Raw genomic sequence first — 22,407 nt, 5'->3', positions numbered from 1 at the left:
TGAGGTTGAGGGTATCGCGGCACAAAAGCGGGACGCGCCCTAGTGATAATTCACCTTTTCCGCATCGAGAATGCTGTCTGCATCCAACGCCGCAATCGGACTATCGCTGTGCGCCGGAATATCGCCGGAAAGCTGAAGCGCTAGATAACGCCCGCAGCAGACCCGCAGGAACGAGGTGAAATTGCCGAGATCGTGCCCGGCGTCGATCGATTCATTATAAAGCTTGGCGATGAGTTGCACGCTGTTCATGCCGTCACGCCGCGCGATCTCGTCCAGTGTCGCCCAGAAGAAATTCTCGAGCCGCACGCTGGTGACCATGCCATCGATCCTGAGCGACCGCGTATGGCTCTCCCAAAGCGCCGGGTCTGCCTTGATGAAAAGCTTGCACATGGTTTCCTCCCTCACCACGCTTGAAAGATAGGCGGAAAACGGGACCGGAAGAAGCCCCGTCTCCCCGTTCTCATTTGCCAAGCACGGCCATGAATTGCGAAAGCCAGGCCGGATGCGCCGGCCATGCGGGCGCCGTTACCAGTTTGCCGTCGGTAACGGCTGCATCGATGGCGATATCGGCATAGGTGCCGCCCGCCAGCTCTACCTCCGGGCGGCAGGCGGGATAGGCCGAGCAGGTGCGGCCTTTCAAGACGCCCGCAGCCGCAAGCAATTGCGCGCCATGGCAGACGGCGGCCACCGGCTTGTCGGCCTCGAAGAAATGTTTCACCGCCGAAAGCACATCCGCATTGAGCCGCAGATATTCCGGCGCGCGGCCGCCCGGAATGACCAGCGCATCGTAATCCGCAACCTTGATATCGGCGAAGGTGGCGTTGAGCGCGAAATTATGGCCGCGTTTTTCCGAATAGGTCTGGTCGCCTTCGAAATCATGGATGGCCGTGGCGATTGTCTGGCCCGCCTTCTTGCCGGGGCAGACGGCGTGCACCGTGTGGCCGACCGCCAGCAGCGTCTGGAACGGCACCATGGTCTCATAATCCTCGGCGAAATCGCCGGCGATCATCAAAATTTTCTTCGGCATGTCTTTTCCTCCCGTTTTCGAATGCCTTTGGGCACCCTAACAGGCGGGATCGAGATGCGGGTATTATGGCAATACTACAGGACCGATAAAGCTGGGATCAGCGGACCTGCGGCGGCTGTGGCCAGCGCCGCACGCCGCCGCCCCAATTCTCGAAGGCTTTTGAAAGCTTCAGCACGAACAAATCCTCGTAACGCGGCCCGACGATCTGCAAGCCGATGGGCATGCCCGATCTGGAGAAGCCGCAATTGATCGAGGATGCCGGCTGTTCCGACATGTTCCACGGGACCGTGAAGGCGATATGTTCGAAGGGCCGTTCGGGATCGTTGGTGGGCGAGGCCCAGTCGGCCGGATAGGACACGATGGGATTGACCGGTGAAATCACCGCATCCACCTGCTGCATCAACCGCCCGCAAGCCTTACGCATTTCCATGGTCTGGTTGAAACCGAAAACGGCGCGCGCGCCGGAGACATCCGCGCCCTTCTGCGCCCATTCATGAATATAGGGAAGGATAGCGGCGCGACGGTCAGCGCTCAGCGCCGCCATGTCGCCCCAGAACTTCGCCCGCCAGAAATCGTCCAGCCCGTCCAGCATCTCGCGTGTCAGCACCGGCTCGACCGGGATGACGATGGCGCCCGCCGCCTCGAACAGTTTCGCAGCGGAGAGCACGGCGTCGCGCACCTCATCTTCCAGCGGCAGGCCGCAGCCGGCATCCAGCATCAGGCCGATTTTCCGGCCCTTCACATTAATATCGAGATCCATCCAGTCGATGCTGTTCGGCGGCAGCGAGGTGCCGTCGCGCCAGTCGGGCCGCGAAAGCGTCGCCATGGCATAGGCGGCATCGGCAACGCTGCGGGTCATCGGCCCGGCGCAGCGACCGGTATAATAGGGATCGACCGGGATACGGCCCTGGCTCGGCTTGAAACCGAAGAGCCCGGTCCACCCCGCCGGCAGCCGCACCGAGCCACCAATATCCGTGCCGATATGCAGCGTGCCGTAACCCGCAGCCCCGGCCGCGGCCGCACCGGCGCTGGAACCGCCGGGGTTCTGGGTGGGGTCCCACGGGTTGCGGCTGAGCTTGTGGAAACTGGAAAGGCCGGAGGAAAGCATGCCGTAATCCGGGCAGGTCGTCTTGGCGTAAATAATCGCGCCATCCTCACGGCAGCGGGCGGCCACCGGCGCGTCCTCAACCGCAGGCACCAGTTCCACCGCTTTGGTGCCAAGCGGCACGGGATGGCCTTTCGTGGCGATCAATTCCTTGAGCGAGACCGGAATGCCATCGAGGGCCCCGAGCGTTTCACGCTTTTGCCAGCGCTCCGTCGAGGCCAGCGCCTGCCTTCGTGCATCCTCTGGATCATAGGCGTAAAGCGCATTCACCACCGGTTCGAAAGCATCGATACGCGCTTCCACCGCCTGCCAATATTCCGATGGCGAAAGCTTCCTATCCCGGTAAAGCGCCAGGATTTCGAGCGTGTTGAGGTCTATGAGATCGGTCATGGCATCGTCTCGTCAGAAAACAGGAAATAGGGGCGATATCGGCTTGAAACGGTCAGCTTGTATCGCGCGGGTCAAGCATGTCGCGCAGGCCGTCGCCGAGAAGATTGAGGCCGAAGACGGCGAGCGCAATCGCAAGGCCGGGCATGATGGCAAGCCAGGGTGCGGTGCCGAGATAGGTCTGGGCATCGGCCAGCATCCGCCCCCAGGTGGCGGCGGGCGGCGGCATGCCGAGACCGAGGAAAGAAAGGCCGGCTTCCGTCAATATCGCAAGACCGAGCTGGATCGTCACCTGCACGATGATCTGGTTGGAAATATTCGGCACGATATGGAAAAGCGTGATCTTGGCGCGGTTCTGGCCGATGCTGGTGGCGGCGGTGACATATTCCCGCGACCATATCTGCAACGCCGCCCCCAGCGTCAGCCGGGCAAACACAGGCACCATGAAGGTGGCGATGGCGATGATGGCGGTGAAACGGCCCGTGCCGATGAAAGCGCCGAGCATCATCGCCGACAGGATGGGCGGCACGGCGAAGATGATGTCGCAGATGCGCATGACCACGGTTTCGGTGAAACCGCGAAGCGCCGCAACCGCGACGCCGATGGTCGTGCCGATAAATGCGCCGATGGCGACGGCAGCGATGGAGGTGGACAACGAGTTCCACGCACCGGCCATCAGCATCGACAACACGTCGCGGCCGAAATGATCCGTGCCGAGACCGCCATAAACGAAGGGCGATTTCAGCTTCTGAACGATCTGCATCTTTGTGGGGGACACAGGCGTCCAGACCAGCGACAGCAGGGCGACTGCGACCAGAAAGACCGTGACGGCGATGCCGACGGCAAAGGCGGGGCGGCGGCGGATCAATCGCATCATCGCGCACCTGCCCGCAGTCTCGGATCGATGAGGAGATAGGCGATATCGACCACGAAATTCATGACGATCACCAGCGCCGAGAAGAACAGCACGACGGATTGCATGACGACGATGTCGCGCTGGGTCAGCGCCTGATAGGCAAGCCGCCCGAGGCCCGGCAGGTTGAAGACATTCTCCACCAGCACCGCGCCGGCAATGAGGAAGGTGAATTGCAGGCCGATCATGGTGATGACAGGGATCATTGCATTCGGCACCGCATGCCGCCACAGCGCCACCCGCTCGCTCAGGCCCTTGGCGCGTGCGGTGCGCACGAAATCCTCATTCATCACTTCCAGCACGGCGGAGCGGCACACACGGGTGAGAACCCCGGCCTGCGACAGCGCCAGCGCGACCGCCGGAAGGATGAGCGCCGTAAGACCCGCTGAAAAGTTCGGCGTCCAGCCGGGAAAACCGCCGGCCGGCATCCAGCCGAGCGTGGTGGAAAAGACGATGATGAGCAGCAGCCCGACCCAGAAGCCGGGCACGGCAATGCCCACATGCGAAAATAGCCCGGCCGCGAAATCCAGCGCCCCGTTGCGGCTCCGCGCCGCCGCCACGCCGAGCGGAATGGCGGTGGCCACCGAAAGGCAGACGGCCAGCAGCGCAAGCGGCAGGGTAACGGCCAGCCGCTCCAGGATCAGCCCCGCAACCGGCACGCCATAGGTATAGGATTGCCCGAGATCGCCATGAAATACGCCGGCCAACCAGTGGAGATAACGCAGCGGCAGCGGCTGATCGAGGCCCATCTGCTTCTGCAGCGCCGCGAGCGTATCGGGGCTCGCCGAGGTTCCGAGCATGATAGCCGCCGGATCGCCCGGCAGCAGGCCCATGACGATATAGATGATGAGGGAAACGGCAAACAGCGTGATGACGAGGCTTAAAAGACGCCGAATGAAGACGGCTAACATCTGGCATCTTCTCCTTGCGTGGTTTTGTAGCCGGATGTCGTGGAGAGATTTGCTGTCATCCCCGCACACTCTTGCCTCATCCCTGTTCCCCAGAACATGCCCGAGGATGTCACAGGGATCCAGCCGACGCGCGTCCGTGCGGCGGACAGACACCTGTCAGCCCAAGGACTTGGGCTGGCTGGATTCCTGAGACAAGCACAGGAATGAGGTGGATGGGGAAACTGCGCCCTACCCCTCACAACAAACCCTATTCTTCCCAATGCACATCCGTCAGCACATTCGAGGGAATGGGCTCGTTTTCCCAAAGCCCCTTCACCTTCTTGTCCCAGACACCGAGTTTCGGCATGACGAAAAGAAAAAGAGCGGGTACATCTTCCGCGAGGATTTTCTGGGCTTCGCCATAGAGCTTCTCCTGCTCACCGGCATCCGCCGTCTTTTCGACATTCGCCACGACCTCATTGAAGGCCGGGTTCTTGTAATTGAAGTAGTACGGGTCGCGCGCGTAGATATCGATATCCATCGGCTCCGCATGGGCAACGATGGTCATGTCGTAATCCGCGCCTTTGAGAACATCCGCAACCCATTTCGCCGGAAATTCGGTGGTCTCGATGGTCATGGTCACGCCGATTTCGGCAAACATCGCCTGCAGGATCTGCGAGGTGCGCTGGGCATAGGCCATTTGCGGGGCCTTGATGGTGAAGTTGAATCCATCCGGATAGCCGGCTTCGGCAAGCAGCGCCCTGGCCTTGTCGATATCGTAAGGATGTACCCCGGTCGTATCGATATAACCGCGATCATTCGGCGTGTAATGGCTACCGATGGCCGTGCCGAAGCCGGACCAGGCGCCTTCGATCACCGTGCCGCGATCCACCGCCATCATCAGCGCCTGACGCACACGCTTGTCATCGAAAGGCTTGCGAGCATTGTTCATGCCCGCCACGACCTTGAGTTCAGTATTGCCGACGAAGGTGCCGAGACGCGCGTCGCCATCGAAGGAGGTCATCAGTTCCGGCGCGCCGAATTCCGGAAAGGCATCGATATCGCCAGACCTCAGCGCTGCGGCCTGCGCCTGAGGATCGGACACGAAACGGAAGGTCGCCTTGTCGAGCTTTACCAAAACGGCCTCGTCCCAATAGGCGTCGTTCTTCTGCAGCTCGACTTTGTCGCCCTTGGCCCAGTTCACGAATTTAAACGGACCGGTGCCGACCGGCGTGGTGCGGTTATTTTCCGCGCTTTTCGGCGCCACCATCACGGAGGCCGGCCAGCCGAGCCAGTAGAGAAGGCTGCCGGCCGGCTGCTTCAACTTCAGCACCAGCGTTACGGCATCCGGCGTCTCGATAGTGTCGATGGCGGCGAAGAAGCGTTTCTGCGGATTGACCGAGCTTTCGCCACGCGCCCGATCCAGCGAAAATTTGGCGACAGAGGAATCGAAAGCCTCGCCATCATGGAAGGTCACGCCCTTGCGCAGCTTGAACGTATAGGTCTTGCCATCAGGGGAAATTTCCCAGCTTTCGGCAAGCTGCGGCTTCACCTTGCCTTCGCGGTCGATCTTCACCAGACCTTCGAAGACATTCTGCCAGGTGACCTGGCCGATGGCCACGGGCGCGGCGATGGTCGGATCGAGGCCGGCCGGCTCGACGGCCATGCCAAGCGTCAGCGTGGTTTTTGGCGCGGCTTCGGCAACCGTTACCGAAAGCGGCAGCCAGAGCGCCGTGCCCAATGCGAGGGTCAGCGCGGCGCGGCGCGAAAACGTTGCCGCCTGCGAAAGATAAGTGCGTGGCATCATTGTCCCCTGTCTGGCGGCCGGGGCATTTTTGCCCTTCCGAAGACCGCCCGTTGCAAAAAGAGTGTCATGTTGCAGGCGCACACACAATCTCGATTTTTGTGTGCTCCGTGTAGCTGAAATGGCTACACGGAAATGCGGATGGAAATCAACCTTGGTGGGCAATTCTCCACACTGGCCAATTCCTCTCCCGGCGGGGAGAACAAACTACCCTGCCGTCGCCTCGCGCATGAAGCGCTCAATGAAGTCCGCAAGCTTGGAGGCGGCGAAGGACAATTGCCGGTCCGGCGCAACGCAGAGATCGATCTGGGTGTGGATACCTTTCTTGCCGGAGAGCGGAACGGCGACCATCTGTCCGCTGCGGATTTCACGCGCCACCGAAAGCGCCGGCAAAAGCGTGGCGGCGGCGTGGCCCAGCACCAGTTCCTTCAGCATTTCCAAAGAGCTGGTGATGAAGACGGGATCAAGCTCGATGCCGGCATCAGCAAACAGCGTGTCGAAGGCCTGACGCGCAGCGAAACTCTTGTCCGGCAGGGCGAGCGGCAGCCCGGCCAGCTCTTTGAGCGAAACTTCCGCCTGCCCGGCAAGCGCATGACCGGCGGGAAAGATCGCGTCATAGCTGATACGGGTGCGCGAGCGCACTTTCACACCGGAGACTTTCGGCGCGAACAGGCTGACGACCAGGTCCGCTTCCGCCGCACCCAGCGCCTCCATTGCCTGGCGGGCGCTGGTAATATGCACCTCAAAACGCAGCTTCGGATATTTCAGGCTGAACTGCGCCAGCACCGGCGCCAGAAGGTTCGCCACCGTCGCACCATTGGCATAGACCGTGACCCGGCCGCGTTGCAGGCCCTTCAGATCGTCTATCAGTTGGTGCACATGGTCGAGTTCCCGCAGCGTCTTGCCGGCGCGGGCGGCGAGCAGCTCCCCCGCAGCGGTCAGCTTCACGCCACGGCTGGAACGCTCCACCAGAGGCGAGCCGAAATAATATTCAAGGTTCTCTATCTGCCGGCTCACCGCTGTCGGCGCCACATTCAGGTTTTCCGCCGCGGCGCGCATGGAATTGGTGCGGACCAGTTCGTCGAAATACATCAATGCACGCAATTGCATGGGGTGGGTACCTTTTTCGGGTGGGGCGGCGTTGGCGCTCACCATATCATTGCAGCGTCGCGAAAGAATACTTCACCCGGAGAGATCGCCGCTTGTTTCTTCTCCCCGGCGCGGAGAAGTGCCGGGCCGCAACGCCGCACTCCTCAAACGCGCTTGAAGCCCTCGCTCGCCACAAGCAGCTGGCGGGTATAATCCGCGCTGAATTCCCGGCTTTCCAGCGCCTCAGCCTCCAGCATTTCCACCACCTTGCCGCTTTTCATCACCGCAAGGCGATCGCACATGTGGCTGATGACGCCGAGATCGTGGCTGACCATGACGAAGGTGAGGTTACGATCCTTGCGGGCCTGTTCCAACAGGTTGAGGATTTCCGCCTGAATGGAGGCGTCGAGCGCCGAAGTCGGCTCGTCCAGCAGCAGGATTTTCGGCTCGACGATCAGCGCACGCGCAATGGCGATGCGCTGGCGCTGGCCTCCGGAAAGCTGGTGCGAATACCGAAAGCGGAAGCCGGAACCGAGCCCCACTTCGTCCAGTGCGCGGGCAATGCGCTGTTCGCGATTGTCGAGACCGTGGATGACGAGCGGCTCGAGCAGCAGCGCATCCACCGTCTGGCGCGGGTGCAGTGAACCGTACGGGTCCTGAAACACCATCTGTACATCGCGGTAGAAGCTCTTGTCGCGGTGCTTGCCGGCATAGGAGCGCCCTGCCACCATTAGCGAGCCTTCGTCGAAATGGTTTAGGCCGGCAATGGCGCGCAGCAGGGTCGACTTGCCGGAACCGGACTCGCCGACGATGCCGAAGGACTCACCCTCGGCCACATCGATGCTGACGCTGTCGAGCGCGATGTAGCCGTCGAAATCGACCACCATGTCTCTGATGGAAAGAACCGTGCTCATGCGCGCCACTCCGCCTTACGTTCCAGAACCGGCAGCGGATGCCGGTGACCGCCAATTTCCGGCAGGCAGTTTAAAAGGCCCTGCGTATAGGGATGTTTCGCTTCCTTCAGATTGGCGGAGGACAGTTCTTCCACAACCTTGCCGGCATACATGACGAGAACACGGTCGCAGAACGAAGAGACGAGGCGCAGATCGTGGCTGACGAAAATCAGTCCCATGCCGCGTTCCCGCACCAGCTTGTCAAGGATATCGAGCACTTCCAGCTGCACCGTGACGTCCAGCGCCGAAGTGGGTTCGTCGGCGATCAGCAATTCCGGGCCGCAGACCAGCATCATGGCGATCATGACACGCTGGCCCATGCCGCCGGAAACCTCGTGCGGGTAAAGATCGAAGACGCGCTCGGGATCGCGTATCTGCACCGCTTCGAGCATGGCAAGCGTGCGCTGGCGCGCCTCGCTGCCGCCGATCTTTTCGTGGGTACGCAGCGTTTCCATGATCTGGCGACCGATGGTCATGACCGGGTTCAGCGAATATTTCGGGTCTTGCAGGATCATGGCCATGCGCTTGCCGCGCATGATCCTTCGCTCTTTTGCAGAGGCCTTGAGCAGATCGATATCGCCGAAGCGAAGGGCGTCCGCCTCGATACGCGCGTTTTTCGGGGTCAACCCCATGATGGCGCGGCCGGTCTGCGATTTGCCCGAGCCGGATTCGCCGACGATGCCGAGCCGCTCGCGGCCGAGCGTGAAGGACACGCCGCGCACAGCCTCCACCAGCCCGGTGCGGGTGGGGAAGGATACGCGCAGGTTCTCAACGGTCAGAAGCGGCGCGCTCATTGGTTCGCCTCCTTGGGATCCAGCGCATCGCGCAGGCCGTCGCCCAGAAGGTTGAAACCGAGGCTGACGATGAGGATCGCGATACCCGGCATGGCGGCAACCCACCATTGATCGAGAATGAAACGGCGGCCGGCGGCGATCATCGCGCCCCATTCCGGCAACGGCGGCTGCGCGCCGAGGCCGAGGAAGCCCAGACCAGCTGCGGTGAGGATGATGCCGGCCATATCCAGTGTCACGCGCACGATGAGCGATGACATGCAAAGCGGCATGACATGTTTTAGAACGATACGGAACGGCGACGCGCCCATGAGTTTGACCGCCGCGATGAAATCGGAATTGCGGAAGGTCATGGTTTCGGCGCGCGCGATGCGCGCATAGGGCGGCCATGAGGTGACCGCGATGGCGAGCACCGCATTTTCAATGCCCGGCCCGAGGGCCGCGACCAGCGCCAGCGCCAGAACAAGCTTCGGGAAGGCAAGGAAAATATCGGTGATGCGCATCAGAACCGCATCCACCCATCCCCCGGCATAACCCGAAACGGTGCCGACGATCAGCCCGATAGGTGCGGCGATGATGGCAACCAAGAGCACAACGAACAGGGTCAGCCGCGAACCGTGGATGAGGCGCGAAAGAATATCACGCCCCTGATCATCGGTGCCAAGCAGATACCCGGCCGTGCCGGGTGGCAGAAGCCGGGCATTACGCAGGTCCCCCTGCACCGGGTTATGCGGGGCCAGAACATCGGCAAACAGCGCCACGAATAGCAGCGCGACGATGATGCCGAGCCCGAGCAGCGCCAGCCGGTTTTCTGAAAAGCGCCGCCAGATGACATAGGCGCGCCCAAGCCGCGCCTGCCTGCGCGAGGCCGGCCGGTCGGAGAGCAGCCATTCGCGGCTATAGGGTTTGATCGTATCGGTCGAAAGGGTCATCGGCTGCGCGTCCTTGGATCGAGCGTCCGGTAAAGCAGATCGGAGAAGAGATTGATGCCGACGAAGATGGCGCCGATCACGATCGTGCCGCCGAGAACGGCATTCATATCCGCATTCTGCAACGAATTGGTGATGTAGAGGCCGAGCCCCGGCCAGGCGAAGATGGTTTCGGTCAGCACCGAACCTTCCAGCAGACCGGCATAGGAGAGCGCGATCACCGTCACCAGCGGAACAGCGGCATTGCGCAGCGCGTGGAACCAGATGATGCGCGTTTCCGAAAGCCCCTTGGCGCGGGCCGCGACGATATATTCCTGGGCAAGCTCGTTCAGCATGAAGGAACGCGTCATGCGGCTGATATAGGCCAGCGAGAAATAACCGAGCAGAGAGGCCGGCAGGATGATGTGGCGGAAGAGATCCCACAACACGTCCCATTGCCGCTGCCAGATGGCATCGATCAGGAAGAAGCCCGTGACCGGCGTGAAGGTGAATTCATAGACAATGTCCATTCGCCCGGGATAAGCCACCCATTGCAGCCGGGCGTAAAATACCAGCAGCGCCAGAAGGCCAAGCCAGAAGATCGGCACGGAATAACCGATAAGGCCGATGACGCGCACCACCTGATCGGCAAAGCTGCCGCGTTTCACGGCGGCAAGCACGCCAAGCGGAATGCCGAAGACGGCGCCGATGATCGTGCCGATGGTGGCAAGCTCTATCGTCGCCGGAAACACCCGCTTGATGTCCTCCATGACAGGATTGGTGGTTAAGACAGAGGTGCCGAAATCACCGGACAACGCCTGCTTCAGATAAAGGAAGAACTGCTGCCAGAGCGGCAGGTTGAGGCCGAGCTGCTCACGCACGCGCTCGACTACATGCGCAGGCGCGCGGTCGCCGACGATCGCCAGCGCGGGATCGATCGGCACCACACGGCCAATGAAAAATGTAACCGCCATCAACCCCAGGAAGGTGGTGATGACGGTGACGGCGAAGCCGAGAATGGCTTTCACGCGGGCGTTGGCACGGCGTTTGCCCTGCCTCGCCCGGCTGTTTGCTTCAACGATGCTCAAGAGACCGATCCTTCCGGATCATTCCTTGGAGATGTTGTAGACATAGTTGGTGTCGAAGCTCGGACCGAGCTTCAGGCCTTTGAGCTTTGCGGAATAACCGGCAACTTCCGTCTGCTGGAAGATGATGACGAAGGGACCCTTCGCCAGGACTTCTTTCTGCAGGTTCTGGTAGATCGCCGCGCGTTTGGCGCTGTCCTTCTCCAAAAGCGCCGATTGCGTTTCCTTGGTCAGCTCCGGAACGTCCCAGGCATTACGCCAGGCAAGTGTCTTGTTCTTGCCTTCATCCGAATTGTCGTAGTTGATGGTGAAGGTTTCCGCATTCGAGTTCGGGTCGAAATAGTCCGAACCCCACTGACCGATATAGATATCATGCGTGCGGGCGCGGTATTTGGTCAGCGTCTGCTTGCCGTCGCCGGGAATGATTTCGAGCTTGATGCCGGCCTGCGCCAGCGTCTGCTGCACGCTTTCGGCAATGCCGGTCACCGGCTGGGTGTTGCGCACATCCATGGTAACGGTGAAACCATCCTTCAGGCCGGCCTTGGCGAGAAGCTCCTTCGCCTTGGCGACGTCGAGTTTGTAGGGGTTCTCGTCAAGCGCACCCAACTGCCCCTTCGGCAGGAAGGTCTGATGAATTTCGCCGATGCCCTTGATGATCGTCGCGCCGATGGCGTCGTAATCGACCAGATATTTGAAGGCTTCGATGACCTCGGGTTTCTTCAGGTTTTCGTTTTTCTGGTTGAGGCTGAAATAGTAGACGGTGCCTTTGGGTGCGGAGGTGACGGCAAGCCCTTCCTTCTTGGAAACAGCTTCCATATCGCCTGGCTCAAGGTTGCGGGCCACATCGATATCGCCGTTTTCAAGCGCCAGACGCTGGCCGGAGCTTTCCTTCATATGGCGGTAGACGACACGCTTGAGCTTCGGCTTTTCACCGTAATAATTCGGATTGGCTTCCATGATCACGGCCTCATTGGCCTTCCAGCCGAGGATCTTGTAAGGGCCGGAACCGGCATAACCGGTCTTCAGGTAGTCGTTGCCAAAATCCGTATCATATTTGTAATCGGCGCTCGGGGTTACGGATTTCGCCTTCTCCATGACCAGTTTCTTATCGACCACCGAAGCGACGGTCGCGGTCAGCACGTTCAGCACGAAGCTCGGCGCATAGGGCTTGTCGACCGTCAGAACGAAGGTATTCGCATCTGCAGCCTTCGCCTTCTCGGTGACGTTGTCACCGCTGAGGCCGAACTGCGTCAGCAGGAATGCCGGCGACTTGTCGAGCTTCACGGCGCGCTCGAAAGAGAAAGCCACATCATCGGCCGTGACCGGATTGCCGGAGGCGAATTTCAGGCCGGATTTCAGCTTGAACGTATAGGTCAGACCATCGTCGGATGTCGTCCAGCTTTCGGCCAGATCGCCGACAACCTTGGATGTGTCGTTGATATCGATGGAAACCAGCTTGCTGTAGGTATTGCCGGTGACTTCGGCGGCGGAGAGTTCGAAAGCCTCACCCGGATCGAGCGTGATGATGTCATCGATGGCAAAACCTTCAACCAGCGTATCGGCCGGCGTGGCGGCAAAGGCATGCGGTGCAGACAGCATCATCAGCGACAAGGCGGCGCTGGTGCCGAGAATACGCATGGATTTGTTGAGCGATTTGATCATAGGATCTCCCCTTTTGTTATAAGATTGATTTGGTTCGCTTAAAACTGTTCTCAGGCCGCCTCGCGCCAGGCCTCAGACAAAACACGCAGCCAGTTTTCCCGGCATATTTTAGCAAGTTCTCCATCACCGTAGCCCGCCGATTTCAGCGCCGCAACCAGATTGTGGTTGCCGCTGGCATCCGCAATACCAACGGGTACAGTCGCGCCGTCGAAGTCCGATCCAAGCGCGACACAGTCGATGCCCATACGTTCCACCATGTAATCGATATGGCGCACCATGTCGGAGAGCGGCGTATCGGCAATGTCACGCCCATCGGGCCTGAGCATTGTCACGGCGTAGTTGAGGCCGACCAGACCGCCGCTTTCCCTGATAGCGTCCATCTGCCTGTCGGTGAGATTGCGGGCGACGGGAGTGAGCGCATGTGCGTTGGAGTGGCTGGCGATCAAAGGCTGGTTGGTGGTCTTCGCCACATCCCAGAAGCCTTTTTCGGTGATATGCGCGAGATCGATGAGAATGCCGAGCCTGTTACATTCCTTCACCAGCGCGAAACCGGCATCGGTGAGACCGGGCGCGGTATCGGGCGACATGGGATAAGAGAAAGGAACACCGTGGCCGAAAATATTGTGCCGGCTCCAGACCGGGCCGAGCGAGCGCAGGCCGGCGGCATAAAAAACCTCCAGCGCGTCGAGATCGGCCCCGATAGCCTCGCAGCCCTCCATATGCAGCACGGCGGCGAAAATATCCTCGGAAAAGGCCTTGCGGATATCAGCCGTGGAGCGACAAAGCCGCCAGGCGCCGGCGCGGTCCAGCCTCAGCGCAATCGCCGCCTTTTCCATGGCGATATCGAGTGAGGGCTGGCGCTCCAGCGGTGAAGCCAGCGGCGTGTTGTAATGGCCGCTATCGTCCGGTTCCTGAAGAATGAGATCGCCGGAGGGAATATAGATCGCGCAGATGCCGCCGCCGAGACCGCCTGCCCTTGCACGCGGACCGTCTATATGGCCTTCACGTGTTCCGTTCTTGAATTCGGCCACCGGATCGGCGCCGGCCTTGCTGTTGCGCCACAACCGAAGCAGCACATCATTATGACCGTCGAACACTGCATGCATGGGAAGAAATTCCAGTAACCGGCAAGAACAAAGGGAGCGGGCAGACGCCGGGATGACACCGCGCGAAAGCAAACCGACGCACCATTCGCCGACCGCTATTGTCTGTCGGCGGTGATCTTAGGCCGATCTCACAAAGCTTCGCAAGACACAAATTAGGCAGCGGTGAAATTATCACCACTTGCCTTTTGGCGGAATTTGCGCTTCGTCAGGCGCGCCAGACGCCTTCCGCTTTGGTGAGCAGCGGCGTCGAAAAAACACCCCTCACCCGCTCCGGCCATTCCGGCCCGAAAGCGGCGATTTTTTCCCGCCAGCGATCCGATTGCAGCATGGCCGCGCCAATGACGGCGGGCCGAATGCCGGAGGCGGCGAGAAGCGAAAGACCCGATATGATGGAACTGCCGCTGGAGATCACGTCATCCACCAGCGCCACCCGCCGGTTCTCGATGAGCGGCAGCATGCGCGGATCGATATAGAGCCGTTTTTCCTGCCTTGTGGTGATGGAGGACATCGGCACCGACAGTTCCTCCAGATACCAGAATTTGCGCGAGGTGCCGAGCGGCACGTAACGGGAATGGCCTAGATGCCTGGCGACGGCGGCGGCAAGCGTCAGCCCCAGCGTCGGCAGGCCGATGACGACATCGGGCTTGAAGGGAAGAAGTTTTGCGGCCAGATCGGCCGCCAGCGCCTCCAGCACCTCAAAAGAGGCCTGATTGACGATGAGCGAGGCAAGCGCATGTTCGCCATCCGCCAGCGGCCTTATCGGCAGGCAGATCTGCCGGCCGTCATCCAGCTTGGCCGGAAAGAAGGTGGAATGCGGACCGGCCGTATCGAAGGTGGCGGGCGGAAGTATATCCTGCCAGAACTCATGAGGCGCGGCGGGGGATGGGGCGACGGGCGATGCGGATGGCGGCATCGTTCTTTTCCTTTCAGGAGCGGGGCGGCGAAAGGCGCTCACATTTTTCAGCCACGCCAACACGGTTCTTCACGTCAGGTATTTTAACAACCGCAACATGCTGCGGGTTCATTTCATTGGCTTTTTCAGCTAGAAGGAAACAAAGCAACAGGCATTCGGACGAACCCACCTATGACGCGGGTTTTTCCCATATTCAAGGACAAGCCGCCCATGAGACTGCTGGACCGCATCGGCGAGGACCTGCCATTCCTGACGGAGCTTCGCCACGATCTGCACGCGCACCCGGAACTGGGCTTCGAAGAGGAAAGAACCAGCGCCATCGTCGCCGATCTTCTCGAAAGGGCCGGATTGAAGGTGCATCGCGGTCTTGGCGGCACCGGCGTGGTCGGCACATTGCAAGTGGGCAACGGCACCCGCAGCATCGGCCTGCGCGCCGACATGGATGCCCTTGCCATGCCGGAGGTTCCCGACCGGCCCTACAAATCGAAATTTCCCGGCAAGATGCACGCGTGCGGCCATGACGGCCACACCGCCATGCTGCTGGGTGCGGCGCGTTACCTCGCAAAGACCCGTGATTTTTCCGGCGCCGTGCATTTCATTTTCCAGCCCGCCGAAGAAGGCCGCGGCGGCGCGAAGAAGATGGTGGAGGACGGGCTTTTTACCCTGTTTCCCTGCGATGCGGTCTATGGCCTGCACAACATGCCGGGGCTGGGCGTTGACGAAATGGCCGTGGTGGAAGGCCCGCAGCTCGCCTCTTCCGATAGCTGGCGCGTCACCTTCAAGGGCATCGGCACCCACGGTGCCAAGCCGCATCTCGGCCGCGACCCGGTAACGGCGGCCGGCGCCTTCCTCGCCTCGCTGCAGAGCATCGTCGGCCGCGTCGTCGATCCGCTGCAGCCTGCCGTCGTCAGCGCCTGTTCGGTTCAGGCGGGTGACCCGAAGGCGCTCAACGTCATTCCCGATCTCGTCGAAATCGGCGGCACCGCGCGTGCTTATGCGGCCGACGTGCGCGACCAGCTCGAAGCGGAAATCGGCCGGCTTGCAAAAGGCACGGCGGCAATGTTCGGCATCGAGGCGCATTATGAATTCATCCGCCGGATTCCACCCGTCATCAACGAGGCGGACGCGACGAAACGGGCGCTGCGCGCCGCAAAAACCGTCTTCGGCAACAAGACCCGCACCGCTTTCCCGCCTTCGACCGCCGGCGACGACTTCGCCTTTTTCGCGGGCGAAGCCCCTGGCTGCTACGTCTGGCTCGGTAACGGTCCGGCCGTGGACGGCGCGCTGCACCACAACACCTCCTACGACTTCAACGATGCGGCCATCGTGCCGGGCGTGGCTTTCTGGGCGACGCTGGTGGAGCAGGAACTGGCGGCGGAGTGACCTTTCGGACATTCAGTGCGTCGCCGCCCTCGACGCTTGCAGCGAATCGAGGACGGCGTTAACTTTGCTTTATCGGCTCGACCCAAGCCTCCCCCCTCCTTTCGGGGAAGCATTCGACATGCAGGGTAGCATCATCATCGAACCGTCTGTTCGGGCATTCGCATAAGGAGGGATTGCGTTTCGGACCCGCAATAGAGGTCTTTTGATGAAGCTTTCTACTCCGATTTTTCAATTGAAACGACGGGCCAAACTTATGGTCCGAAATAACACCATTCCTTTACACGAGGCATTGGACCAGATCGCGCGAGAGGAAGGGTTTGCAAGGTGGAGCCTGCTTTCCGCTCACCATGCGGCGGGTTGTTTGTCTAAAGACCTGTTCTCACGTATCGTGGATGGCGACATGCTTCTGCTTGCCGGCCGCCCGGGCCAGGGCAAGACAGCGCTTGGGTTTGAACTTTTGCGCGCGGCAGCCGAGGACGGACGGCGGACTGTTTTGTTCACGCTCGAAATGACAGAACAACAGGCCCGAAAGCGCATCAAAAAACATGCAGCCGGTCACACAGAGACCGAGATAGTGACGTCGGACGAGATATGCGCGGATTACATTACCCGCCACTTGTCTTCGGCCAAGCGCGGCACTTTCTCCGTGATAGACTATCTGCAAATCCTCGACCAGCAGCGGCACAAGCCCGACCTTTCTCAACAAGTGAGCGTCCTTGGAGAATTCGCACAAAAGACTGGCGTCATTTTCGCATTCATCTCCCAGATTGACCGCACATTCGATCAGGAAAACAAGCGACTTCCCGATATGCGCGATATCCGCCTGCCTAACCTGCTGGACTTGGGCCTCTTCACCAAAGCCTGCTTTCTCCATAACGGAGAGGCGCAACTTCAAAATGTGAACTAAAACGGACGGGCTGCCGTGACAACAATATCGTGGCAGCCCATCTTGATACTATAATCCCGAAACCCGTATCACCGGACTCTCCATCACCCTGCCTGTCAGTACATCGGCAATGCCCATATCCGTCTGGTGCGGGCCGATGTTGCAGGCGAGCGTGGCGCCGAAGCAGGCCTTGAAGACGAGATAGGGCGGCTGCCATTCCACCACCCTGCCGACGGCTTCGCGCAATTCTTCGAAAGCCTTTGCCACGTCTTCAAGCGGGGCATCGGAAACGAGGCCTGAAAGCGGCAACGGGAGAAGTGCGGTCACCTTGCCGTCAGAGGCGACAGCCATGCCGCCGCCTGCCGTTATCACCGCATTGGCGGCGAGCGCCATTGCCTCGGCATTGCCGCCGAAAACGGTGAGGTTGTGGCTGTCATGCGAGACCGTGGTGGCGAAGGCACCGTTCCAGTTTCCCCAGCCGGTGAGGAAGCCGGTTCTGGTGATCGGCTCGACCATGCCGTGGCGATGGGTGACGGAAATCATCGTCGCACCTTCGGGCGGAACGACGAAACCGTCCATCACTGCGGCCTCCACCTCGCCCCACTGCGTAAAGCGCGGGCGGTCGATGGTCGCGAGGCGGACCTTTGCCCCTTCCGAGGCGGCCCGGAAATCATCGGCCTTGCGCAGCGGCAGCTTCATCGAGCCTTTGAGGGCTGTCGCATCGCAGGTCTGGACATCGGCGAGCATGTGGCCACCTGCCGCAACTGCTTGGCCATTGGCAAGAACATGACGGGCTGAAAAGCCGCTCAAATCCTCGAAGACGGCGATATCGGCACGGCGACCGGCGGCGATGAGGCCGAGATCGGGGCGGCCGAGCCTTTGCGCGGCATTGAGGGTGGCGGCACGCAGCGCCCATTCGGGCCTCAGCCCGTAACCGACAAGGCGGCGCACCACATCATCAAGCCCGCCGCCCTTCAGCAGATCGTCAGGGAAAACATCGTCGGTGCAGAGCGTTACCGTCTGCGGAAGATGGCCGAGCGCATTCAGCGCTTCCACGAATTCCGGAAGCAGGTGATCGTGCGAGCCACGCAGCTCGATGGTCAGCCCTGCCCGCAGCTTCGCCAGAAGGTCTTCAGCGGAGACAAGCTCGTGATCGGAGGAGACGCCCGCCGCCATGAAGGCGTTGAGATCCGCATCTTTCAGGCCACGCGCATGGCCACAGAGCAGCTTTTGCGAGACAAGCCCGGCCTGCACGATGCCGCTCATGCGCGGATCGCGCTCGATGACACCGCGCATGTTCATGATTTCCGCGACACCGCCGACTTGCGGCCACGACAGGATATCGGCAAGAATGGCAGCATCGAAATCCGCCCCGCTGCATTCCAGACCGGGCGCAGACGGTACTGAAGACGGGGCAAGCAGAATGGCGCGTAGCGGCAGGTTTTCGATTGATTTCGCCGCCCAGCGCACGCCATCGACACCATGCACATTGCCAAATTCATGCGGGTCCCAGACGATGGTGGTAACGCCGCGGGCGACAACCGCCGCCGCATAAGCGGCCGGCGTGATCATCGAGCTTTCGATGTGCATATGTGTGTCGATGAGGCCGGGCGAGAGATAGGCGCCTGCCGCATCGATGATCCGTGCGGCGTCGCTCCGGCTTGCCCGCTCGTGCACGCTGGCGATCAGCGGCCCGACGATGCCGACATCGGCGGCGCGAAGCTCTCCCGTCACCACATCCACCAGCATTCCACCGGTGACGAGCATGTCGAAAGGTGCATCACCGCGTGCGGCGGCGACCGCACGGGCGCGCAGCGTGTCGTCGTTGAGATCGGCAGGTTCAGCCAAGCGAATTTGCGCGCTCATCGGGCGGCCTCCCGGCGCAATGCTTCCAATATGGCCACCTTCGCGGCTCCAGCATCAACAGTCGCGGCAAACCGGGCGTTAAAATCCGTCACCTTTTCCGAACGTGTCTCGACCACGGTTCTTCCCCGCGTCAGCGAGGCATGGAGCTCGACATCGATGCGCGCCTGCTGCCAGCCAAGATAATCGTAGGTGAAGCCGACGGCGGCCACGGGATCGTAAAGGGCCATGGCGGCTCTGCCACGTCTGGCGGCGATACCGATGAAACCTTCCAGCAAATCGGCGATCAGCCCGGCATTCTTGCCGCCGGCATTACGGATCGGCGCTACATCGGCCGGTCCGGCGGTAACTTTGCGGCAGGCGTCCAGATCGACCATGCGCAACGGCAGGCAGTGGGAAAGCACGATGGCCAGCGCTTCCGGATCGGCAAAGGCGTTGAATTCTGCCGAGGCGGTGTGGTTGCCGCTCGTCACACCGCCACCCATCCAGGTGAGATCGGAAATTCTGGCGGCAAGATCAGGCCGGGCAAGGCACAGGGCGGCGATATTGGTGAGGGGGCCGAGCGCGAGAATACGCTTCTCATCTGTCCCCTCCAGCCAGCCGCAGAGTGCTGCAAAGGCATCGCTTTTCGGCAGAGCCGGCGCCTCCGGCAGGCTTTGGCCGACGGTCGGAATGCCGCTTTCGCCTAGGATCGATTGCGCCGTTTCGAGCGAACCCAGCACCGGCATGGCGCGGCCCTGATGGAACGGCATCGACCAGCCGAAGGCCGCAACCGCACCTGCGGCATTGCCGGAGACCGCTTCCAGCGTGGCATTGCCGAAGACCAGCGAGATGCCGTCAATGGCAAGGCCTGCCGACTGCACCACCATGATGGCAGCGATGTCGTCAAAGCCCATATCGGTATCGATCCACACACCCATGATCAGCTGAACACCTTGAGGCTCGCCGCCTTTTCAACCGGCAGGTCGAAGGCGAGCGTATCGCCGATGGCGTGGGCGGCCAAGGCGGCGTCCGTTTCCGCCTTGATGGGGCCGAGCGGCGTATCGAGCAGATATTCGCGGCTGTTGCCGGCAAAGGAGGTGCCGCGCACGGTTCCCTGGAAAGGACCTGAACCGAGGGTGACCATGCGCGGCCGCCAGGCCAGTCCAGATGCTGAAGGGACTGGTCCGGTAAGCGGTGTTGTGCCGTTTGCGGTTTTCAACGCGCCGCCATCAAGCGCGAAGATGTTTTCAAAGCCGACGAAATCCGCCACGAAGGACGAACCCGGCGCGTTATAAATCTCTTCCGGCGTCCCGATCTGCTCAATCTTGCCGCCCTTCATGACGACAATACGGTCGGCAAGCGCGAGCGCCTCGATCTGGTCATGGGTGACGAAGATCATCGTCACACCGGTTTCCTTCTGCACGCGCTGCAATTCGGTGCGCATTTCAAGGCGCAGGCGGGCATCGAGGTTGGAGAGCGGCTCATCGAGCAGAAGCACCTTTGGTTCCATGACCATGGAGCGCGCCAGCGCAACGCGCTGCTGCTGGCCACCGGAAAGCTCCGCCGGCTTGCGCGACGCGAAGCTGGACAAGCCCACCGATTTCAGGCCGGAGGCGACCTTGTCTTCCAGCGCCTTGCCGCTCATGCCCTTGAGTTTCAGGCCGAAGGCGACGTTTTCGTAAACCGTCAGATGCGGGAAGAGCGCATAGGACTGAAACACCAGCCCGACGGCGCGCTTGTTTGCGGCAACGCGAGTGATATCGGCGCCATCGAGATCGATGCGTCCGCTTGCCACCGGCATCAGCCCGGCAATGGCGCGCATCGTCGTGGTCTTGCCGCAGCCGGAGGGTCCCAGAAGCGCGAGCAGCTCGCCCTTGCGGATATCGAGATCGAGGTCCTTGACGGCGACATTGCCGCCATAGGCGAGCGAGACTTTTTGGAGCGAAAGATAATTTGCGTCAGACATAACGGGAGAACCCCAGAAAACGTTCGGCCATGAAGACGATGCCGATGGAAAGGAAGGCGAGCAGCGAGGAGAGTGCGGCCACCGAAGGATCGAAGACGATTTCCATGTAACCCAGCATGTCGATGGGCAGCGTGCGCACACCGGGACCCGACAGGAACAGCGACACCGGCACCTGATTGAAACTCGTTACGAAACCGAGAATGAAGGCTGAGAGAATGCCGCCGCGAATATTCGGCAGCACGACGCGGAAAAACGCCCCCACCCGCGACGAGCCGAGCAGCACCGCCGCCTCTTCGATATCGGAGCGCAGATTGTTGAGGCTGGCCGATACCACCCGCACCGCATAAGGCAGGATGAGCGCTGTGTGGGCGAGAAACAGGGCAAGCGTGATGCCGATGCCGAAGGGCACGACGAAATAACGCAGCAGGGCCAGACCCACGATGATGCCGGGCACGATGATCGGCGCGGAAACGATGGTGCGCACTGTCTCGGCAAAAGGCAGCTTGTAGCGCGACATGGCGTAGGACGCCGGAATGCCGAGGATGAGCGCCGCAAAGGTGCCGCCGATGGCAAGGAACATCGACATGGCGAAACTTTCGCGGAAGCTTTCGACGGTGAAGACCTTGGCGATCCATTTCAGCGAAAAGCCCTGCGGCGGAAAGGCGAGCGTATCGCCGGCCGAAAACGAGGCCGCAACGATGATGAGAAACGGCCCGATCAGGAAACCGACGACAAGAAGGAGCGTGAGCGGAATGAAGAGCTGCCGGGTCATTTCTTGTTCCTCGCGGTGGCGATGCGCTTCAAGAGGATATTGGCGGCAAAGCTCATGACGATCAGGATGAAGGCGATGACGCTGGCGGCAACGAAATTGTTGGAGACCGTCACCTGCTGGTAAAGCAGGGTCTCCAGCATCAGCACCTTGGAGCCGCCGAGAATGGCGGGCGTGATATAGGCCGTCAGCGAACCGGTAAAGACCAGCGTACCGCCAACGACCAGCCCTTCCTTGGTGAGGGGCAGGATAACCTTCCAGAACACCTGAAACCAGTTCGCGCCGAGAACGCGGGCGGCCGCGATCGTATCCTTCGGCATATTCTCCAGCGCGCTGATGAGCGAGATGATCATCAACGGCAGGAAGAGTTGCAGAAGGCCGATGAAGACAGCCGTTTCGGAAAACAGGATGCGTATCGGCGCATCGCTCAGCCCCACCGCCTGCAGCGCCTGATTGACGATGCCGGTTCTGCCGAGAATGACGATCCAGGCATAGGTGCGGGCGACCGGCGAGATCATCAGCGGCAGCACGACGAGATTGACCACATGGCCCTTCTTGCCCGACGACAGGTTGACGATGGCAAAAGCCGCCGCATAACCCACCACCGCCGACACGACGGTGACAAGCGCGCCGAGCTTCAGCGTGCGCAGGAAAACCGTCTGGTTCAGCGGATCGGAAAAGAAGGCGGCATAGGCCGACAATGTCCAGCCGTCAGTGGTGCGAAACCCCTCAGACAGCAGGATGAAGACCGGCACGAGAAAGACCGCCGCCGCGAAAATTGCGGCGGGCAAGGCAAGCGCCAGCGCTTCGGCCCGGTTCTGAAACATTGGTTTATTCCCTGAACGGCCTCAAAGCCGGTTGTTACGGCAGCCGGACGCACCGGCCTGAGAAATTGGAAGGTGGAAAAGCGGTCAGGGGACGACCG

The 22,407-nt window shown here is 61.0% G+C and carries 21 protein-coding genes; 2 read left to right on the top strand and 19 right to left on the bottom strand.

Translation table 11 applies throughout. The annotated features are described in order from the left end of the window. Nucleotides 1-39: 39 nt before the first annotated feature. From PL597_RS16245 to PL597_RS16180, 14 genes are all read right to left on the bottom strand, one after another. Complete coding sequence (locus PL597_RS16245; RefSeq protein WP_137411954.1) at nucleotides 40-390, bottom strand: ribbon-helix-helix domain-containing protein; 351 nt, start codon at nucleotides 388-390, stop codon at nucleotides 40-42. A 70-nt stretch (nucleotides 391-460) separates the two neighbouring features. Then, nucleotides 461-1,027, bottom strand: a complete 567-nt coding sequence (locus tag PL597_RS16240; RefSeq protein ID WP_003523156.1) for a DJ-1/PfpI family protein — start codon at nucleotides 1,025-1,027, stop codon at nucleotides 461-463. Between the two features lie 97 nt (nucleotides 1,028-1,124). Next, nucleotides 1,125-2,522 carry an amidase gene (locus PL597_RS16235; RefSeq protein WP_137411953.1) on the bottom strand — a complete coding sequence of 466 codons (1,398 nt, stop codon included), beginning with the start codon at nucleotides 2,520-2,522 and terminating at the stop codon, nucleotides 1,125-1,127. Between the two features lie 52 nt (nucleotides 2,523-2,574). Next, nucleotides 2,575-3,396, bottom strand: coding sequence for an ABC transporter permease (locus PL597_RS16230; protein ID WP_165691267.1), 822 nt, complete (start codon nucleotides 3,394-3,396; stop codon nucleotides 2,575-2,577). Then, nucleotides 3,393-4,343 carry an ABC transporter permease gene (locus PL597_RS16225; RefSeq protein WP_137411952.1) on the bottom strand — a complete coding sequence of 317 codons (951 nt, stop codon included), beginning with the start codon at nucleotides 4,341-4,343 and terminating at the stop codon, nucleotides 3,393-3,395. The genes PL597_RS16230 and PL597_RS16225 overlap by 4 nt, the downstream gene beginning before the upstream one ends. A 247-nt stretch (nucleotides 4,344-4,590) precedes the next feature. Then, nucleotides 4,591-6,126 (bottom strand): ABC transporter substrate-binding protein, encoded by a 1,536-nt coding sequence (locus PL597_RS16220; protein WP_271365723.1) that lies wholly within the window; start codon nucleotides 6,124-6,126, stop codon nucleotides 4,591-4,593. Nucleotides 6,127-6,333: 207 nt separating this feature from the next. Beyond that, complete coding sequence (locus PL597_RS16215; protein ID WP_080793945.1) at nucleotides 6,334-7,236, bottom strand: LysR family transcriptional regulator; 903 nt, start codon at nucleotides 7,234-7,236, stop codon at nucleotides 6,334-6,336. Nucleotides 7,237-7,379: 143 nt separating this feature from the next. Further along, complete coding sequence (locus PL597_RS16210) at nucleotides 7,380-8,129, bottom strand: ABC transporter ATP-binding protein (RefSeq protein ID WP_137411950.1); 750 nt, start codon at nucleotides 8,127-8,129, stop codon at nucleotides 7,380-7,382. After that, nucleotides 8,126-8,962: an ABC transporter ATP-binding protein gene (locus PL597_RS16205; protein WP_080793947.1), complete on the bottom strand. Its 837-nt coding sequence runs from the start codon at nucleotides 8,960-8,962 to the stop codon at nucleotides 8,126-8,128. Before PL597_RS16205 ends, PL597_RS16210 begins: the two co-directional genes overlap by 4 nt. After that, complete coding sequence (locus tag PL597_RS16200; protein WP_137411949.1) at nucleotides 8,959-9,891, bottom strand: ABC transporter permease; 933 nt, start codon at nucleotides 9,889-9,891, stop codon at nucleotides 8,959-8,961. Before PL597_RS16200 ends, PL597_RS16205 begins: the two co-directional genes overlap by 4 nt. Beyond that, on the bottom strand, nucleotides 9,888-10,955 hold the full coding sequence (locus tag PL597_RS16195) for an ABC transporter permease (RefSeq protein WP_191217447.1): 1,068 nt from the start codon (nucleotides 10,953-10,955) through the stop codon (nucleotides 9,888-9,890). Before PL597_RS16195 ends, PL597_RS16200 begins: the two co-directional genes overlap by 4 nt. 18 nt (nucleotides 10,956-10,973) lie before the next feature. Beyond that, nucleotides 10,974-12,614: an ABC transporter substrate-binding protein gene (locus PL597_RS16190; RefSeq protein ID WP_191217446.1), complete on the bottom strand. Its 1,641-nt coding sequence runs from the start codon at nucleotides 12,612-12,614 to the stop codon at nucleotides 10,974-10,976. A gap of 50 nt (nucleotides 12,615-12,664) precedes the next feature. Beyond that, nucleotides 12,665-13,720: a dipeptidase gene (locus PL597_RS16185; RefSeq protein ID WP_137411946.1), complete on the bottom strand. Its 1,056-nt coding sequence runs from the start codon at nucleotides 13,718-13,720 to the stop codon at nucleotides 12,665-12,667. A 205-nt stretch (nucleotides 13,721-13,925) separates the two neighbouring features. Next, nucleotides 13,926-14,633 (bottom strand): phosphoribosyltransferase, encoded by a 708-nt coding sequence (locus PL597_RS16180; RefSeq protein ID WP_271365721.1) that lies wholly within the window; start codon nucleotides 14,631-14,633, stop codon nucleotides 13,926-13,928. A 210-nt stretch (nucleotides 14,634-14,843) separates the two neighbouring features. Here PL597_RS16180 and PL597_RS16175 point away from each other — a divergent pair, with 210 nt between their 5' ends. Both PL597_RS16175 and PL597_RS16170 read left to right on the top strand, forming a co-directional pair. Continuing rightward, the gene (locus tag PL597_RS16175) at nucleotides 14,844-16,016 is read left to right on the top strand and encodes a M20 aminoacylase family protein (protein ID WP_271365720.1); all 1,173 of its coding nucleotides are present in this window, start codon (nucleotides 14,844-14,846) and stop codon (nucleotides 16,014-16,016) included. Nucleotides 16,017-16,221: 205 nt separating this feature from the next. Next, nucleotides 16,222-16,923 carry a DNA helicase gene (locus PL597_RS16170; RefSeq protein ID WP_271365718.1) on the top strand — a complete coding sequence of 234 codons (702 nt, stop codon included), beginning with the start codon at nucleotides 16,222-16,224 and terminating at the stop codon, nucleotides 16,921-16,923. Nucleotides 16,924-16,971: 48 nt separating this feature from the next. On the opposite strand, the gene PL597_RS16165 is transcribed toward PL597_RS16170, so the two are convergent. The 5 genes from PL597_RS16165 to PL597_RS16145 are packed head-to-tail and all read right to left on the bottom strand — an operon-like array spanning nucleotide 16,972 to nucleotide 22,309. Further along, the gene (locus PL597_RS16165; RefSeq protein WP_271365717.1) at nucleotides 16,972-18,768 is read right to left on the bottom strand and encodes an adenine deaminase; all 1,797 of its coding nucleotides are present in this window, start codon (nucleotides 18,766-18,768) and stop codon (nucleotides 16,972-16,974) included. Beyond that, nucleotides 18,765-19,685, bottom strand: coding sequence for a nucleoside hydrolase (locus PL597_RS16160; RefSeq protein ID WP_191217442.1), 921 nt, complete (start codon nucleotides 19,683-19,685; stop codon nucleotides 18,765-18,767). The genes PL597_RS16165 and PL597_RS16160 overlap by 4 nt, the downstream gene beginning before the upstream one ends. A gap of 2 nt (nucleotides 19,686-19,687) precedes the next feature. Then, on the bottom strand, nucleotides 19,688-20,713 hold the full coding sequence (locus PL597_RS16155) for an ABC transporter ATP-binding protein (RefSeq protein ID WP_191217441.1): 1,026 nt from the start codon (nucleotides 20,711-20,713) through the stop codon (nucleotides 19,688-19,690). Further along, nucleotides 20,706-21,485: an ABC transporter permease gene (locus PL597_RS16150; protein ID WP_065655279.1), complete on the bottom strand. Its 780-nt coding sequence runs from the start codon at nucleotides 21,483-21,485 to the stop codon at nucleotides 20,706-20,708. The genes PL597_RS16155 and PL597_RS16150 overlap by 8 nt, the downstream gene beginning before the upstream one ends. Then, nucleotides 21,482-22,309 carry an ABC transporter permease gene (locus PL597_RS16145; RefSeq protein WP_149148288.1) on the bottom strand — a complete coding sequence of 276 codons (828 nt, stop codon included), beginning with the start codon at nucleotides 22,307-22,309 and terminating at the stop codon, nucleotides 21,482-21,484. The genes PL597_RS16150 and PL597_RS16145 overlap by 4 nt, the downstream gene beginning before the upstream one ends. Nucleotides 22,310-22,407 lie beyond the last annotated feature (98 nt).

The organism is Agrobacterium sp. ST15.13.013 (assembly GCF_027956525.1).
In the GTDB taxonomy this organism is placed as follows: Bacteria; Pseudomonadota; Alphaproteobacteria; order Rhizobiales; family Rhizobiaceae; genus Agrobacterium; species Agrobacterium salinitolerans.
This window is presented reverse-complemented; position numbering and strand designations above follow the sequence as displayed.

Excerpts from the sequence above, each read along its gene's own strand:
- PL597_RS16245 (WP_137411954.1), bottom strand. The coding sequence starts at position 390 with ATGTGCAAGCTTTTCATCAAGGCAGACCCGGCGCTTTGGGAGAGCCAT.
- PL597_RS16240 (WP_003523156.1), bottom strand. The coding sequence starts at position 1,027 with ATGCCGAAGAAAATTTTGATGATCGCCGGCGATTTCGCCGAGGATTAT.
- PL597_RS16235 (WP_137411953.1), bottom strand. The coding sequence starts at position 2,522 with ATGACCGATCTCATAGACCTCAACACGCTCGAAATCCTGGCGCTTTAC.
- PL597_RS16230 (WP_165691267.1), bottom strand. The coding sequence starts at position 3,396 with ATGATGCGATTGATCCGCCGCCGCCCCGCCTTTGCCGTCGGCATCGCC.
- PL597_RS16225 (WP_137411952.1), bottom strand. The coding sequence starts at position 4,343 with ATGTTAGCCGTCTTCATTCGGCGTCTTTTAAGCCTCGTCATCACGCTG.
- PL597_RS16220 (WP_271365723.1), bottom strand. The coding sequence starts at position 6,126 with ATGCCACGCACTTATCTTTCGCAGGCGGCAACGTTTTCGCGCCGCGCC.
- PL597_RS16215 (WP_080793945.1), bottom strand. The coding sequence starts at position 7,236 with ATGCAATTGCGTGCATTGATGTATTTCGACGAACTGGTCCGCACCAAT.
- PL597_RS16210 (WP_137411950.1), bottom strand. The coding sequence starts at position 8,129 with ATGAGCACGGTTCTTTCCATCAGAGACATGGTGGTCGATTTCGACGGC.
- PL597_RS16205 (WP_080793947.1), bottom strand. The coding sequence starts at position 8,962 with ATGAGCGCGCCGCTTCTGACCGTTGAGAACCTGCGCGTATCCTTCCCC.
- PL597_RS16200 (WP_137411949.1), bottom strand. The coding sequence starts at position 9,891 with ATGACCCTTTCGACCGATACGATCAAACCCTATAGCCGCGAATGGCTG.
- PL597_RS16190 (WP_191217446.1), bottom strand. The coding sequence starts at position 12,614 with ATGATCAAATCGCTCAACAAATCCATGCGTATTCTCGGCACCAGCGCC.
- PL597_RS16185 (WP_137411946.1), bottom strand. The coding sequence starts at position 13,720 with ATGCATGCAGTGTTCGACGGTCATAATGATGTGCTGCTTCGGTTGTGG.
- PL597_RS16180 (WP_271365721.1), bottom strand. The coding sequence starts at position 14,633 with ATGCCGCCATCCGCATCGCCCGTCGCCCCATCCCCCGCCGCGCCTCAT.
- PL597_RS16175 (WP_271365720.1), top strand. The coding sequence starts at position 14,844 with ATGAGACTGCTGGACCGCATCGGCGAGGACCTGCCATTCCTGACGGAG.
- PL597_RS16170 (WP_271365718.1), top strand. The coding sequence starts at position 16,222 with ATGAAGCTTTCTACTCCGATTTTTCAATTGAAACGACGGGCCAAACTT.
- PL597_RS16165 (WP_271365717.1), bottom strand. The coding sequence starts at position 18,768 with ATGAGCGCGCAAATTCGCTTGGCTGAACCTGCCGATCTCAACGACGAC.
- PL597_RS16160 (WP_191217442.1), bottom strand. The coding sequence starts at position 19,685 with ATGGGTGTGTGGATCGATACCGATATGGGCTTTGACGACATCGCTGCC.
- PL597_RS16155 (WP_191217441.1), bottom strand. The coding sequence starts at position 20,713 with ATGTCTGACGCAAATTATCTTTCGCTCCAAAAAGTCTCGCTCGCCTAT.
- PL597_RS16150 (WP_065655279.1), bottom strand. The coding sequence starts at position 21,485 with ATGACCCGGCAGCTCTTCATTCCGCTCACGCTCCTTCTTGTCGTCGGT.
- PL597_RS16145 (WP_149148288.1), bottom strand. The coding sequence starts at position 22,309 with ATGTTTCAGAACCGGGCCGAAGCGCTGGCGCTTGCCTTGCCCGCCGCA.